Below are 14311 nucleotides of genomic sequence, written 5' to 3' on the forward strand. Positions count from 1 at the left end.
TGCGTAGCCGCGTCCGAATCAACAGCGCGAAAGCAAGAGGCTGATCGCGCCTCTCAAGCAGTCGTACCCAGAATCGGCAAGCGCATGCACCGCCCCACCAGTCGATGTCACGTACGTATCGCTCATGTTTCGCGTGCCCGATATGTACTAAAAGTGTGAATGTGTCTCGTCACCTCGGTAATGTCCCACTCCGAGAAGACACATCCCCCGAGGGGAGCAGGCGCATGGACATCACCACCATTACCGACGTGATACGCCGACCACCGGATCGCCCAGGGGACGTGTGGCGTCCCGGCGACGCCTGGCTCGCGGGAGGAACGTGGCTGTTCTCAGCAGAACAACCCGACACGCGTCGACTGGTCGACCTCACCGCGCTCGGTTGGACACCACTGGAGGTCGGCCCGACTCATTTCGGTGTCGGAGCTACGTGCACCGTTGCCGAACTGTATGCGTTTGTCCCGCCGGACAATTGGCGTGCGAGTCCACTTATTCGCGTCAGCTGCGAGTACTTCCTCTCGTCTTTCAAGGTGTGGACTTCGGCAACCGTAGGCGGCAACATCTGTATGTCACTTCCAGCCGGACCGATGATCACCCTGGCAGTTGCACTCGAGGCTTCGTTCACACTATGGGCTACCGACGGAACAGTGAGGACCGTCGACGCGTGCGACTTCGTGACCGGTGACCACCAGAATGTCCTGGAGCCGGGCGAAGTCCTTCGGAGCATCGAGTTCCCGGTGCACGCACTCACCAAACGGCACGCCCACCGCCGCTTCAGTCTCACGCACCTCGGCCGTTCGACGATCTTCATGATCGCGACGCAGACTCCTGGCGCCGACGACTTTCACCTCACCATCACCGCCGGCACCACCCATCCGATCCGGCTGACGTTCGACACCATGCCGGACGAGCACACTCTGCGACGAGCCGTCGACTCCATTTCGGCCGACATTTGGTTCGACGATCCCAACGGAACCCCAGACCACCGCCTCCACCTCGCCCGCCACTACGCCGACGAGCTCCGAAACGAACTCACGGGGAGCCAGTCATGAGCTACACGGTGAACGACCGGCAGTTCCACGAGGAGCCGTTCCCGGGACAGTGTCTCCGGACGTTTCTTCGGCACCTCGGACACCACGGGGTGAAAAAGGGGTGCGACGGCGGGGACTGCGGGGCGTGCACAGTGTGGCTCGACGGAACACCGATACACAGCTGCATCACGCCCGCCTTTCGCGCCGACGGTCGCGCGGTAACCACGATCGAGGGACTCGGCACGCCCGAAGATCTCCATCCGATTCAGCAGCAGTTCCGGGATGCACCCGGCTTTCAGTGTGGGTTCTGCACCGCCGGGATGATCATGACCTCGGCGGCGCTCACCGACGCGCAGAAAGAAGACTTGCCGCGAGCGCTCAAGGGAAACCTGTGCCGCTGCACCGGTTACCGATCCATCGAAGACGCGGTCAACGGTGTCGGTGCTGTCGAAGTTGCCCTCCCGGGACAGGCCGTCGGAACCAGCGTCGGGGCGCCGGCGGCCACCGACGTGGTGACCGGCCGAGCCGAATACACTATGGACACCGCGATCGACGGCATGCTGCACCTGAAAGTGCTGCACTCGCCTCACGCACATGCCCGCATCACCTCCATCGACACCACCGAGGCGCTCGCCGTCCCCGGTGTCCATCGCGTCTACACCTGGAAAGACGTGCCGCGCAAGCTCTTCACCACGGCAATACATACCGACCACCTTGTCGATCCGGACGACACCTACATTCTCGACAACGTCGTGCGGTTCGTGGGTCAGCGTGTAGTGGCCGTCCTCGCCGACTCCGTCGTCGCTGCGGAAGAAGGCCGTCGGAAGGTGAAGGTCGATTACGAGATCCTGCCTTCCGTGTTCGATCCGGAAGAGGCCATGGCCGACGGCGCTCCAGCCCTGCACGGATCCGACGATCCCTTTGTTCGAGATCCCGAGCACAACATCCTGCTCGAACTTCACGGTCATGTGGGCGACGTCGAGGCAGGGTTCGCCGAGGCCGACGTCATCCACGAAGGCACCTACTTCTCGCCGCGGGTTCAGCACGCGCACCTCGAGACGCACGGTTCGATCTCCTGGATGGAAGACGGACGCCTTCACGTTCGCACAAGTTCGCAGTCCCCCTCCATCGCCAAGGTCAAACTCGCCCATCTCTTCGACCTCCGCCCGGATCAGCTACGCGTGTTCTGCAAACGCGTGGGCGGCGGGTTCGGAGGAAAACAGGAAGTGATCAGCGAGGATCTGGTGGCGCTCGCCACCCTCGACACCGGTCGTCCCGTCTGCCTCGAGTTCACCCGAGAAGAAGAGTTCACCACCGCGTCGCCGCGTCATCCGATGAAGCTCACGATCAAGCTCGGTGCCAAGTCGGACGGAACCCTCACAGCCTTTCAGTATCGCAACGTATCGAACACCGGTGCGTACGGAAACCACGGTGGAGAGACACTCTTTGCCGGCGGCGCGGCAGTATCGCTCTACCGCTGCGCCAACAAGAAGTTCGATGCGTATTCCGTGTACACCAATAACGTCCCGAGCGGCGCTCTGCGTGGGTACGGGATGACGCAACCGGCCTTTGCCGTGGAATCGGCCATGACCGAATTGGCCGTCGCGCTGAACATGGATCCGCTCGAACTGCGTCGACGCAATATCGTCCGACCGGGCGATTCGCTGATCGCACTCGAAGACGGCCCAGACGACGTGATCTTCACCGAAGACGGACTGGGGCAATGCATCGATCTGATCGACACCGCGTTGAAGCGGCAACAGGTTCCCTCGCTCGGAGACGATTGGCTGATCGGCACCGGTACCGCCAGTTCACTACATGAGACCGCGCCACCCACCGAGCACATTTCCGAGGCTTGGCTCACCCTCGGCGAAGACTGTGTATACGAACTTGCCATCGGCACAGTCGAATTCGGTGAGGGAACTTCTACGGCCCACGTGCAGATCGCCGCAAATCAGCTGGGCACAACTCCGTCGCGTGTACGAATCATTCAGTCGGACACCGACCGAACCGGTTTCGACACAGGCGCTTTCGCCAGCGCCGGCCTGTTTGTCGCTGGGAACGCGGTACTTCGCGCGTCGAATGCGCTCCGCGATCGCCTACTTGCCTTCGCCGCGCACCACACCGGCGTGTCGATTGACCAGTGCTCGATGGACGACGACAAGATCGTCTGCGGTAGTACTCGATTAACACTGCAAGAGATACTCGAGGCCGCGCGCCCGCGCGGGATCCGATTCACCGAGGCGCGGAAGGCATACGGATCTCCGCGCAGCGTGGTGTCCAACACTCATGGCTTCCGGATTGCCGTCCATCGCATCACCGGCGAGATCCGCATTCTCTACAGCGTCCAAGCCACCGACGCTGGGGTGATCATCAATCCGGCGCAGGTGCGGGGACAGATCGAAGGTGGCGTCGCCCAGGGCATCGGCTTCGCACTCACCGAGAACTTCCACGTAGACGCAAACGGCGCGATGATGAACCCGAATCTACGTAACTACCGGATCCCGACATATGCAGATATCCCACGCACGGAGGTGATCCTCGTCGAGTCATCAGACTCCGTCGGTCCTCTCCGCTCCAAGGGCATGGCGGAGTGCTGCATCAATCCGGTTGCCCCTGCATTGGCGAACGCACTGCAGGATGCAACCGGGTCACGATTCCGGTCGCTACCGCTCACCCCGGAACGCATCTACACAGGCCTGAACCGATGACCGCGCACACGTCGGCGGACAGCGCCGCGACGGTCATCATCGGCCAGCGAGTGCGTGCCGGACTGGAGAAAGAATTCGAGGTCTGGCAGAAAGATCTCAACCGAGCCGCCGCAGATTATGCAGGCTTCCTCGGGGCAGAAATCGCTGCTCCGACGCCCACCCAACCTGATTGGGTGATCGTGTACCGCTTCGACTCCATCGCTCATGTTCAAGCGTGGATCAACAGCGCGACGAGGCAGGACTACCTCGACAGCGGTCGTCAGTTCTTCGACGGCCCGGCCACGCAGCAGGTAGTGAGCGGCGGGATCAGGCCTCCGGACCCACTGCTGACCGTCGTAGTGACGCACCGAGTAGGTGACGACAGCATCGACGAGTTCCTTGCCTGGCAGGATCGCCTTCGGGAGGTGGAGAGTGCTTTCGACGGATTCCGCGGCACCGAACTGTTTCGCCCCGTCGACGGTGTGCAGGATGAATGGACCCTGCTGTATCGCTTCGACAATGCTGCCCACCTCGATACGTGGCTGACTTCCCCTGAGCGACAACAACTCCTCGCCGAGGGCCGCAAGTTTCACGACTTCGAACTGCGAACCGTGGACAATTCGTTCGGCAGTTGGTTTGCCTTCGACGAGAACGGAAACGAGGCCCCTCCACCTTCGGAGACAAAAACCTCGATCGCGGTCTGGGTCGGTCTCTACCCGACTGTCGTCTTGCTTACTTTGGCGCTGTCACCGCTGAAGCTGCCACTCTGGCTCGGATTGTTGATCGGCAATCTGCTGTCGAGCTTCATCATGAGTTTCTTCACGATGCCGTACTACGTGAATCGACTCCTGCGCCGTTGGCTGCGTCCGCCTCCGGGGATTCCTGTCGCAAAAACCAACGCACAAGGGGTGGCAATCGTCGCCGCTGTGACCTTGTTCTGGGTTATCGTCTTCTACCTCGTGACTACTCAGTTCTGGTCGCTGCCCTGAACTCTCCGGAACACGAAAAGCCAGCGCATGTAACGGGGCATGATTCTTCCCCGGTGCATACGCTGGCATTTTCAGTTATGTCCGTTCACGCGGCCGTTGGTGGGCTGTTCCCGCCGATCGGATGCTGGAACGGATCGATCGACATCGGTGGATAGAACACCGATTTCCGATCCGGACCGATCTCCACCCGCCACTCCGTGTGATGCAGCGTCCGATGATGATGACCACACAACAAGACCAGATTATCGAGATCCGTTGGGCCACCATCACCCCAGTGAACAATATGATGGGCATCGCACCACCCCGACGGAGTCCCGCACCCCGGAAACGCACACCCACCATCACGAACCGCCAACGCCCGCCGCTGCGGCACCGTCGCCGTTCTCGCTTCCTTACCGCAGTCGAGCGGAACACCACTCTCATCCAACAAAATCCGCGTGACCGTGCAGTCGCACGCCAACATCCGCGCGGTATCGATACTGATCGGGCCCACCCAATCCGCCCACGCGAAACCCAACTCCTGAGTCGACGGCAACATATCCTTCAAGGCTTTGAGGTCTGTCATGTCTTTCGCCGACGCAGTCACCGTGATGTGCGGTTTCACCCCGCCCTCGACCGGACCCAACCCCGCCCGCTCATACCGGCGCAACAACTCGCAAAACCCATCCGCCCGCCGCAGCGCCGGAGTACGCGTGTCCTTGACGCCGTCCTTCTCCGGCGTCGGCGCAGACAGACTCGACAACAACGTGATCAGACGTGCCCCGTTCACCGCATCCAGATCACCCTTCACCGACACCCGCCCGTACAAACCCTTCGACGCGTAGAACTCGTTACGCTCCGAATCCTCACCCACCGGAACCCCGTCCTCACGCCTGCCGTACTGCTTCTCGATCCGCCGAATCGCCGCCCGCACCGCATCACAATCGGCAATGTTCTGCGACGCCAACCCCAACAGAATCCCGCGAGCCTTGTCCACATCCGCCAGGGTCATGTTCTTCGGTGGATGCTGACAAAACGACGCCACCTGACGGGCTTTCAACGCATCCACGTCACCACGGTGAAACGCATCGCCCACAACAGGCTCGAGCATCAACAACCTCGCCAACCCGACCAACAGACTGCACTCACCGATCTCCAAATTCGTCGAACCATGCAACCACTGCGCGATCGCCCGAAAACCTCTCCCGCCGAGAACCTCCCGGGAAAACATCTCCACGATCAACAACACCATCCGCGACTGCAACTCGTGCCGGACACGCACCAGATCCAGAACCTCGCCCTTGAGGCCCTCACCATCCAGCTGCCACGCTCCCCGACTGTCCATACCGAAAGTTTAATCGAACACACTTTCGATAACCAGAGACAAACCGGACAACTTCGAGAACAGGAAGGCTCGAGACACGTTGATATGAAACTACTTTCAGCAACTCTCAAAACCGGATCATCGGCCGCCGAGCGGCAGAACTCCCCCGCCGACGGGATAGGGCGGCAGCGTTCCCACAAGCGTCGGTGTCAATGTGGTCGCAGACGGATCGGCACGACCGAGAGTGAATTTCCGAACTTCGGCACCCGTTCCGTTGCTGCCGCTGACGAGGAGATCCGCGCCGGTAGTCGTGCTCGTCGTGGCCACTCCCACACCCGACTCTGGAGCGGTGAACGGGTCGAAAGCTGCAACCTCCCGAAATGCCACGTCCGTCGAATGGTGATCTGGACTCTCGAGGTACATCTCGGGTGCACCGTCGAGCCTGGATCCACTCGAGAAGACGCGGATTGATCCTTCTCCTCCGAGCATGCCTGCCACTATCGACTTTGCGCCGCCCTCGGCGCCGGCCACCCAACCCGTCGACAGAGACACCCCGTCGCGGTAGCCCTGATCGAATGCCAAGAACTGCGACGTCATTACAGGACCAGCCGTATGACCTGCGTGTTCATCGGAGCCGCCCTGCGCAGCCGCCGTCGGTTCGTACAGGTCGTAGCGGAACGTCTTGATCAACGGCTCCTCGCCCGCACCCGGTGCGGTCACGATGCTCGCTCGACCGGAGTGACTGTCAACCATTCCGGTTGCGAACGTGACTCCGCTACTCGATCCCGGGTACGGCGAGAACGAACCGAATTCTGCGGGTGCGGACCTCTTGTCCGCCGGAAGGTCGGTGGAGTAAATCTTGACCTGCGACTCCATCCCTGGGCCCGAGGCAACGATGATGTTGTCCGCCAGTGCGTTTCCGTCGATATCGACGCCGCCGATGTTCACTCCGCCACGAAAACCCACATCGAAGGGGGCAAATCTTGCCAACTCGTCGGTGAACGGCACGCCGCCGACTGCGTTGTACGCCACCACTTCCGGAGCCGAGCCTGCACCTGTTCCAGCGACCAGATCAAGCACCATGTCTCCGTTCACGTCCGCCATCGCAACACTCGGGGTGCCTTCGAACGACGGGAAGGGCGTCACAGCAGTGATCAGTTTGTCGCCGTTGGCATCGAATATCTGCACCTTGGCGGGCACGCCGGCCGAACCAGGTATCGCGACGGCATATGTCGATACCTCGGGAATCACGTTGACAGTCGCCATCAAACCGTTGTCCTCGTGATTGAGTCGGTGGCAGTGAATCACAAAGGTTCCGGTGTACTCGGTGAACTTCGTTCGCAACGTCACTGACGCAGGCTCGAGAGCATTCTCATTCTCGTCAGTCACCGGAGCGGGCACGTTCACGTTGTCGATTCCCCATGGCTGAACCCCTGTCGTGGTACCTGCGACGGGATCCACAACTTCCGTTACCTGGAAGTCGTTGACGTGAATATGCATCGGGTGTTCGTCGTTGTTGAGGTTCGTGATCTTCCATTCCTCAACGGAATTCAGTCGCGGTTGAATCAGCGGAATGTTGGGGAACGTGTTGTCGGCGAATTCGTAGGTGAAGGCCTTCGGATCACTGTTGCTGGCCTTCTCGTTTCCGAACCCACCGGACACTGTGAGGTTGCGGGTCACGTCGGGCGTCATCGCTGCGGTATCCACGAACGAGGTGTAGGTATCGAGCTTCTGTCCGAACTCGAAGGGAGTCGTCTTTCCTTCGCCCTCGTCTGGCGTCGCACGGATCAACTGCTGAGTCGGGAACGTGAAGAATCCGTCCGCGTAACTGATCACCGACGGGTCGACGGTGACGGTTCCGAGTTCGGCGGGCGGATTGTCGGTACCGTTGTTGGTGTAGAGAATGCCTGGATTGCTCACCGGCTTTGCACCTTCGAGCGGTGGCATCTCCAGCACCAGATCGCCGGACTCCGGCATCGTCACTGCGATTGCGTATCGCGAGGCCGGCGGAATCACCAGCCTGGTTCCGTCCCCGTCCACGGGTGGCCTGACCTCGTCGAACGGGTTTCCGTCCTGCCCTACGATGGCGAACTTCGGATGGGCGCCGGTTGCGGTTTCCGTCAACGTGACCGGCATGTAGGCAAAGTCGCTGATGTTGGCAAGCACCCAGATCTCGGTCTGCCCCGGCTTCAGTTTCAGCGACGGCTGGAACTGACCGTTCACGGTGTACTGCACATCGCGTTGGTTCTCCGGCAGTGAGGGATCGGCCGGTACAGTCGTCGATTCACCCACGAAGCTCTGCAGATTGCCTGGAACGAATTGATTCTGTCCACGATGATTGGCCGGGGACAACGGTCCGGTATACCAGTTGGTGAAATACTGCGCGCCCTCGGTGGTGTCCGAGAAATTCACCGGAGCAAGGCTCGGACGGTACGTCCCGTCGGCTAGTTCCGTACCGGCGGGTGGCGTCAACGTACTGACGAATTGGGGCCAGTTCGCGTCGTTGAGCTGTCGGCCCTTTCCTTTGCGGTCGAATACGAAGTTGTACTGCAGTGCCATATCGCGAATCGGAACGTCGTTTGCCGTCACGACAGGCAGATTGCCGTCCGGCCGGCCGATTTCCAGTAGCCCGGCCAGGCCCATGTACGTCTGCTGGGCGGTGAGGGTGTGCCGGTGACTGTGATACCAGTACAGACCGTTCGGCATCGTCCCCGGAATCGCGTAGTCGTACACGTTTCCCTGGCCGGCTGGAATGTTGAGCAACACGTTGTCCGCATTGCCGTCCGGACTCACGTGCACTCCGTGCGTGTGCAGATTCAGCGGAGCCGACGTCAGCGCCGGCGGATAGATCGGCACGCCCCCGCCCGCAGGTGTGAATGCCGGATCGTAGAAGTCCTGGATCGTGAGATCCTGCAAATCGTTGTCGTAATGAATGATCAATCGCTCTCCGGGATTGACGCGGAGAGTCGGCGCCGGATAGACGTCACTCGCCGAGGTCGATCCGTCCGACGCCGTACCGCGGATGACCTCGTACCCGAAGAGCAGAAAATTCGACACAGGCGCCGAAGCGGTATCGAGCGGAATCACTCCCTGATGAGCGGACAAGCGCACCTCGAGAACACCATCTCGGCTACTCAGTTTCACCGGCTCCCGATAGTCGACGGCGGTTCCGCCAGAGCCGTAATTGCCGCCCACCTCGGGCGCCGATTCACCGGAGGTACACGCGGCCAACGCCATCGTCATGGACACCACAACTGCTGCGGCTAACGACTTTCGTCGCAGTGCGATCACTGGTTTCCCCGTTCCATGGTGGCGTGAGGTACGTCCGATCAGCGCTCACCAGCCTATCGAGAAAACATCGGCTGAACAGGATATTCACGACAAATCGCCCACCTAAGGCCTGCGTGAGTGCTGCACCTTGCAAGCAGTCTCAGCAAACCGATCAGAAATCGAGAAGCACAACCACGGGACCCGCAATTACGTTGAAACACATGAACACACCACAGAAGTCCACTTCCGACCACACGTCGCCAATCCACACATCAGCAGGGAGCGCCCAGATGACCACCGCGAAATCCGTGATACTCGACGTTCCCGACCTCGCGGCAGCCGAAGCCTTCTACAACGCTCTCGGCGTCGGAGATCGAATCCAGCTACGCGAATCGAACGAACCGACAACAGGGTTTCGTGGGTACACCCTTTCGCTCGTCGTCTCCCAACCGAACATCGTCGACGCCTTCGTCGGCGCAGCACTCGCAGCCGGTGCCACCGCCTTGAAGCCTGTCAAGAAATCCCTCTGGGGATACGGCGGAGTCGTCCAGGCTCCAGACGGTTCGATCTGGAAGATCGCCACGTCGTCGAAGAAGAACGACGGGCCGGCCACCCGCACGATCGACAGCCTCGTGCTGCTGCTCGGCGCCGAAGACGTCAAGGCCAGCAAGCAGTTCTACCTCGACCGCGGACTCGAGGTGTCCAAGAGCTTCGGTCGCAAGTACGTCGAATTCACCAGTGCAGCAAACAATGTGACACTCGCACTGTATGGTCGCCGCGCTTTGGCAAAGGATGCCGGGGTTGCTCCGGAAGGCACCGGATCACACCGTCTGACCGTTGCCGGCGCGTCTGAAACCTTCACAGACCCAGACGGTTTCGCCTGGGAAGCCGCCTGCGCTTGACATCAAGCACAGATCACCGGGAAGGCGGCCGGTATCAGACTTCGGAGTTGGCCGCGTCATGCGCCGGGTACGCATGCACCAAGGCAGTAGCGAGTTTGGGCACCGCGTGAGTGAGCGAATGCTCGGCGCTGTGTGCAATCGCATGAGCTTCGGCAAGTGTTGCCCGGGGATCGATGTCGAGTTCTGCATCGGCATGCAGTCGGTGTCCGATCCACCGCATCTTCAGATCACGAACACCGAGGACTCCAGGTTCGTGCATCAATGCATGCTCTGCGTCGTCCACCAACTCAGGTTCGACGCCGTCCATCAACCTCCGGAAGACGTCTCGCGCTGCAGTCCTGAGCACCGCCACGATGGCAACGGTGATGACAAGGCCGATGATCGGATCTGCCAACGGGAAACCCAGCGCAACTCCCCCCACCCCCAGAAGGACTGCGAGCGAAGTGAATCCGTCGGTCCGAGCATGCAATCCATCGGCCACCAGGGCCGCTGAACCGATTTGCCTGCCGACCCTGATCCGATACAACGCCACCAATTCGTTTCCGATGAAACCGATCAAACCTGCCGCCGCTACCCAACCGAGGTGCTCGATCTCGACCGGGTTGATCAATCGCCTCACCGCCTCGACACCGGCGATCACTGCCGACAGTGCGATCATGGCGAGCACGAACAGTCCGGCCAAATCCTCCGCACGCCCGAAACCATAGGTATAGCGCCTGGTCGCAGCGCGCCGACCGAGCGCGAAGGCAATCCAGAGTGGGACTGCCGTGAGCGCGTCGGAGAAGTTGTGAATGGTGTCCGCCAGCAGCGCCACCGAACCCGAGATCGCCACGATCGCAACCTGAGCAACTGCGGTGACTCCGAGCGCGACAAGACTGATCTTGACCGCCCGGATGCCGATTGCGCTCGATTCCAATGCGTCGTCGACACTGTCGGCAGCGTCGTGACTGTGCGGCGAGAACACTTCGCGGACTGCCGATCGAAATCCCTTCGGCCCGTGGACATGGCGGTGGCCGTGGCCGTGGGACGTCTTGGGTTCGTGCGTCATGACGCACCTTCTTCTTGATCGGTCCGATCGACGTTCGCCGAGCGCTCCGGGTGTATCTCCCGAAGCTCACCTTCACTACGGTGATGCCCCGGCAATCCGGGTCCGGCATGCTCCGCATTGAAGACCGCATCCGTAACCAGTTGGCGCACATGGTCGTTCTCCAGGCGATAGAACACCGTCGTACCATCGCGGCGCGTTCGTACCAACCTTGCCATGCGCAATTTCGCCAGGTGCTGCGACACCGAGGGCGCCGGCTTGCCGACGCGTTCCGCCAGTTCGTTCACCGAGCACTCGCGGTCTACCAATGCCCACAAAACCTGCACACGGGTTGCGTCGGCCAGCATGCGGAACACCTCGACGACGAGGTCGACCTGATCATCGGGAAGCTTACGGCGACAAACACCACTATCTGCGTTCATACGTAGATAGTAGATCATGCTGGACGCCGAAGATGACCTCTCGTCGATTCACCAGTTGTGCAAAGCTTGGCGGCAGAGCCCTTCGCCACTCGCAGACCGGGAGACAACGATGAGTACCGACGATTGGAACGCAGGAATCATTGCGGAATTTCGGGAGAACGAGGGCAAGGTAGGTGGCCCCTTCGAAGGTGCGCCCATGGTGTTGGTCCACCACACAGGACGCAAATCCGGACGCGATTTCGTGAGTCCCATGATGTATCTGGCAGACGAGCAGGATCCGAAGACCATCTACGTTTTTGCATCCAAGGCCGGTGCCCCGACCAATCCCGACTGGTACTACAACCTCGTTGCCACCGACCAGGCAGAGGTCGAGATCGGCACCGAAACATACCCGGTCTCCGTCAGCGAAGTAACCGGCGAGAAGCGTGACCGCATCTACGACGAGCAGGCCAGTCGATACCCGGGATTTGCCGAATACGCGGAGAAGACCGCTGGGATCCGCACAATCCCGGTGGTAGCCCTGACTCGCGCGTAAATCCTGGTAGCACCTCCCAGTCGTTTCCATTCGGAAACGGCTGGGATCGTTTGTACGGAATCAGGTCGCTGAAGGGGCTTTGACCTCACCCTTCGCATGCCGTCCGAGCAGCACGTATCCGACCCAGGATCCGACAACCACTGTCGCCGCGAGCGCCTGTACAAGGCCTTCGATACTCGCCGGATAGAACACGCCGGTGATGTAGTGCGAGATGAATCCGGTGGACGGCAACTCCGCGATCCCGGCCATCCGGCGGGCCCAGTTCTCGAGATTGGTCAGCGGGCAGTCATATCCGACCGCTATCGAACCGGCTCCCCAGACGACTGCAAGTAGGTGGAAACCGATGGTACGACGCCACTTCCACGCCACGAATCCACCCAGCACCACATAGAGAACAAACCCGAAGTGAACGAACACCGTTACTACTTCGATGAGCCGATACACCATCGTCGTCTCCGCTCGTGGCGCGGAAGTCCCGCAACAACCAGACTAATCCGATGTTAGTCCTCGTAGAGGTGATCTACCCGGTGTATGCAGCGGTCGTGCGAGCAGCGGCGGCTGCAGCCGCATCCGGGTCGTCGCCCGATGCGATCGCAGCTTCGGCCCACAGTTCACTGCTTCCCGCGATGAATGCCTTGGCCTCGTCGCTCGCCGACCACTCGGGTGTCTCGAGTGGCGTCGCGATCCCCAGTTCCACGTGTCGAGCCAACCCGAGCAGTCCCATGTCCCACCCGACACCGAGGGCACCTGGACCGTACTCGGCCCACCGATCCGGCGCCACGTCCGCGGCGTGTGCGAAGTCGAACAGAATTGCACGACGGCGCTCCTTGGTTCGGGAAAACTTCAGCTCAGGCGCTGCTGTAGATGTACCGCTACCTCTTCTCCAGCGGCGCTCTTGCCGATCGCCTTGCACAGCGCCACGCGCAGCGGAAGCCAGTGCGGTCCGTCGCCGGAGGGCATCAGCGTCGCCTCGAAGGGATGCTCACCATCGAGGGTTCCGAGCACCTTCACAGCGCGTCTGGTTCCCAGAAGTTCCGCCGAGCCGGGCACGGTCAAGAACGTTGCGAACGCACCGTCTTTCTCGATGGGAGCGGTGAACGAGTAATCGAGCGGTTGTGGAGTCTTGTCAGTGGCCATCTCGCGTCACTGCTCAGCAGCGAGCAGGACGTCGGTGTCGAAACACGTGTGAGTGCCGGTGTGGCACGCGGCGCCCTCCTGATCGACGATCAGCAAGACGGAATCGCCGTCACAGTCGAGGCGCACCTCGTGCACGTACTGGGTGTGCCCGGAGGTCTCTCCCTTGACCCAGTACTGCTGCCGCGAGCGCGAATAGTACGTCCCCTTACGGGTTTCCAGTGTTCGCGCGAGCGCTTCGTCGTCCATCCACGCGACCATCAGCACATCACCGGTCGACTTCTCCTGCGCAACCGCGCTGAACAGTCCGGCGTCGTTTCGCTTCAGCTTCGCCGCGATTGCGGGATCAAGACTCATATGACGTTTATACCTTCCACCTGTGACTTCCGTGGAATTCCCCTGCACGGCCGCCCTAGAATGGAAGTTCCTTCGCTTCTCTCGCTTTGGAAGAAGATCCGACATGAACCATCAACGTCATGACGGTCCGCACCCGGAGTACATCTGCCATCTCGCGAACCTGAGTACCGATCGCGTCCGAACCCGCCACGTCGTTCTCGGCATCGGCCCAGGTGCTACCAGCAAGAATGTACTCAGCTACGCACTGACGCTTGCCGCCAAGGAGGATTCAGCCCTCCACGTCGTTCACTGCATCACGTCAGAGGACCTACCTGTCGAAACCGACTCACCAGAATTCGAAACGCGTCTGCACGACGAGATGGTGTCGCAACGCGAGCAGACAACCTCGGCACTTGCCTCGCACGCCGACACCTGGACGTACGACTGCACCTATGGAGACCCGGCCGGTGTCATTCTCGCAACCGCGGACAAATACGACGCATTTACCATCGTGATCGGATCTCCGCGAAAAGGCGCTGCCTCCGCGGTGAGCCGACTGATGCACATCTCGGTCACTTCCCGACTGAACCGGCAGAACCGTTATCCCGTGATATCGGTTCCGACCGGAGTCAGCTCGGCAAGATAGCCGAACGCGGG

14 protein-coding genes are annotated in these 14311 nt (G+C 60.9%); 6 read left to right on the forward strand and 8 right to left on the reverse strand.

Features of this window, described 5'->3' with window-relative positions:
* Positions 1-224: 224 nt before the first annotated feature.
* The 3 genes from KTR60_RS16140 to KTR60_RS16150 are packed head-to-tail and all read left to right on the forward strand — an operon-like array spanning position 225 to position 4707.
* The gene (locus KTR60_RS16140; RefSeq protein ID WP_228401033.1) at positions 225-1049 is read left to right on the forward strand and encodes an FAD binding domain-containing protein; all 825 of its coding nucleotides are present in this window, start codon (positions 225-227) and stop codon (positions 1047-1049) included.
* Complete coding sequence (locus KTR60_RS16145) at positions 1046-3739, forward strand: molybdopterin-dependent oxidoreductase (RefSeq protein WP_054828039.1); 2694 nt, start codon at positions 1046-1048, stop codon at positions 3737-3739. The genes KTR60_RS16140 and KTR60_RS16145 overlap by 4 nt, the downstream gene beginning before the upstream one ends.
* A complete protein-coding gene (locus KTR60_RS16150; protein ID WP_021333615.1) occupies positions 3736-4707 on the forward strand; it encodes an antibiotic biosynthesis monooxygenase in 972 nt (323 codons plus the stop codon). The genes KTR60_RS16145 and KTR60_RS16150 overlap by 4 nt, the downstream gene beginning before the upstream one ends.
* Positions 4708-4792: 85 nt before the next feature.
* Here KTR60_RS16150 and KTR60_RS16155 read toward each other — a convergent pair whose 3' ends face one another.
* Positions 4793-6031 (reverse strand): HNH endonuclease signature motif containing protein, encoded by a 1239-nt coding sequence (locus KTR60_RS16155; RefSeq protein WP_228401034.1) that lies wholly within the window; start codon positions 6029-6031, stop codon positions 4793-4795.
* A 117-nt stretch (positions 6032-6148) separates the two neighbouring features.
* Positions 6149-9301, reverse strand: a complete 3153-nt coding sequence (locus tag KTR60_RS16160; RefSeq protein ID WP_228401035.1) for a multicopper oxidase family protein — start codon at positions 9299-9301, stop codon at positions 6149-6151.
* A 269-nt stretch (positions 9302-9570) separates the two neighbouring features.
* On the opposite strand from KTR60_RS16160, the gene KTR60_RS16165 reads away from it, so the two are divergent.
* Complete coding sequence (locus KTR60_RS16165) at positions 9571-10182, forward strand: glyoxalase (protein WP_021333651.1); 612 nt, start codon at positions 9571-9573, stop codon at positions 10180-10182.
* A gap of 34 nt (positions 10183-10216) precedes the next feature.
* Here the strand turns inward: KTR60_RS16165 and KTR60_RS16170 are convergent, their stop codons facing one another.
* Together KTR60_RS16170 and KTR60_RS16175 are read right to left on the reverse strand one after the other, a co-directional pair.
* Positions 10217-11230 carry a cation diffusion facilitator family transporter gene (locus KTR60_RS16170; RefSeq protein WP_058226988.1) on the reverse strand — a complete coding sequence of 338 codons (1014 nt, stop codon included), beginning with the start codon at positions 11228-11230 and terminating at the stop codon, positions 10217-10219.
* Complete coding sequence (locus KTR60_RS16175; protein WP_003942406.1) at positions 11227-11649, reverse strand: ArsR/SmtB family transcription factor; 423 nt, start codon at positions 11647-11649, stop codon at positions 11227-11229. Before KTR60_RS16175 ends, KTR60_RS16170 begins: the two co-directional genes overlap by 4 nt.
* Before the next feature lie 109 nt (positions 11650-11758).
* Between KTR60_RS16175 and KTR60_RS16180 the strand changes: the two genes are divergently transcribed.
* Entirely contained in the window at positions 11759-12184 is a 426-nt protein-coding gene (locus tag KTR60_RS16180; protein ID WP_029255500.1) for a nitroreductase/quinone reductase family protein, read from the forward strand.
* 60 nt (positions 12185-12244) lie between these two features.
* Here KTR60_RS16180 and KTR60_RS16185 read toward each other — a convergent pair whose 3' ends face one another.
* From KTR60_RS16185 to hisI, 4 genes are all read right to left on the reverse strand, one after another.
* Complete coding sequence (locus tag KTR60_RS16185) at positions 12245-12631, reverse strand: DUF2784 domain-containing protein (protein WP_042449546.1); 387 nt, start codon at positions 12629-12631, stop codon at positions 12245-12247.
* 73 nt (positions 12632-12704) lie between these two features.
* Positions 12705-12965, reverse strand: coding sequence for a hypothetical protein (locus KTR60_RS16190; RefSeq protein WP_228401036.1), 261 nt, complete (start codon positions 12963-12965; stop codon positions 12705-12707).
* 62 nt (positions 12966-13027) lie between these two features.
* Positions 13028-13321, reverse strand: a complete 294-nt coding sequence (locus KTR60_RS16195) for a DUF1905 domain-containing protein (protein ID WP_042449548.1) — start codon at positions 13319-13321, stop codon at positions 13028-13030.
* A gap of 6 nt (positions 13322-13327) precedes the next feature.
* A complete protein-coding gene (gene hisI / locus KTR60_RS16200; protein WP_003942390.1) occupies positions 13328-13675 on the reverse strand; it encodes a phosphoribosyl-AMP cyclohydrolase in 348 nt (115 codons plus the stop codon).
* A gap of 103 nt (positions 13676-13778) precedes the next feature.
* On the opposite strand from hisI, the gene KTR60_RS16205 reads away from it, so the two are divergent.
* Entirely contained in the window at positions 13779-14300 is a 522-nt protein-coding gene (locus tag KTR60_RS16205) for a universal stress protein (RefSeq protein ID WP_030537062.1), read from the forward strand.
* Positions 14301-14311: the final 11 nt, after the last annotated feature.

The sequence above is a fragment of the Rhodococcus sp. C1 genome (genome assembly GCF_020809065.1).
Classification (GTDB): Bacteria; Actinomycetota; Actinomycetes; order Mycobacteriales; family Mycobacteriaceae; genus Rhodococcus_F; species Rhodococcus_F qingshengii.

What these genes read in the sequence shown, in the direction of transcription:
- KTR60_RS16165 (WP_021333651.1), top strand. Translation starts at nt 9,571, where the DNA reads ATGACCACCGCGAAATCCGTGATACTCGACGTTCCCGACCTCGCGGCA.
- KTR60_RS16185 (WP_042449546.1), bottom strand. Translation starts at nt 12,631, where the DNA reads ATGGTGTATCGGCTCATCGAAGTAGTAACGGTGTTCGTTCACTTCGGG.
- KTR60_RS16150 (WP_021333615.1), top strand. Translation starts at nt 3,736, where the DNA reads ATGACCGCGCACACGTCGGCGGACAGCGCCGCGACGGTCATCATCGGC.
- KTR60_RS16195 (WP_042449548.1), bottom strand. Translation starts at nt 13,321, where the DNA reads ATGGCCACTGACAAGACTCCACAACCGCTCGATTACTCGTTCACCGCT.
- KTR60_RS16155 (WP_228401034.1), bottom strand. Translation starts at nt 6,031, where the DNA reads ATGGACAGTCGGGGAGCGTGGCAGCTGGATGGTGAGGGCCTCAAGGGC.
- KTR60_RS16205 (WP_030537062.1), top strand. Translation starts at nt 13,779, where the DNA reads ATGAACCATCAACGTCATGACGGTCCGCACCCGGAGTACATCTGCCAT.
- KTR60_RS16180 (WP_029255500.1), top strand. Translation starts at nt 11,759, where the DNA reads ATGAGTACCGACGATTGGAACGCAGGAATCATTGCGGAATTTCGGGAG.
- KTR60_RS16170 (WP_058226988.1), bottom strand. Translation starts at nt 11,230, where the DNA reads ATGACGCACGAACCCAAGACGTCCCACGGCCACGGCCACCGCCATGTC.
- KTR60_RS16175 (WP_003942406.1), bottom strand. Translation starts at nt 11,649, where the DNA reads ATGAACGCAGATAGTGGTGTTTGTCGCCGTAAGCTTCCCGATGATCAG.
- KTR60_RS16140 (WP_228401033.1), top strand. Translation starts at nt 225, where the DNA reads ATGGACATCACCACCATTACCGACGTGATACGCCGACCACCGGATCGC.
- KTR60_RS16145 (WP_054828039.1), top strand. Translation starts at nt 1,046, where the DNA reads ATGAGCTACACGGTGAACGACCGGCAGTTCCACGAGGAGCCGTTCCCG.
- hisI (WP_003942390.1), bottom strand. Translation starts at nt 13,675, where the DNA reads ATGAGTCTTGATCCCGCAATCGCGGCGAAGCTGAAGCGAAACGACGCC.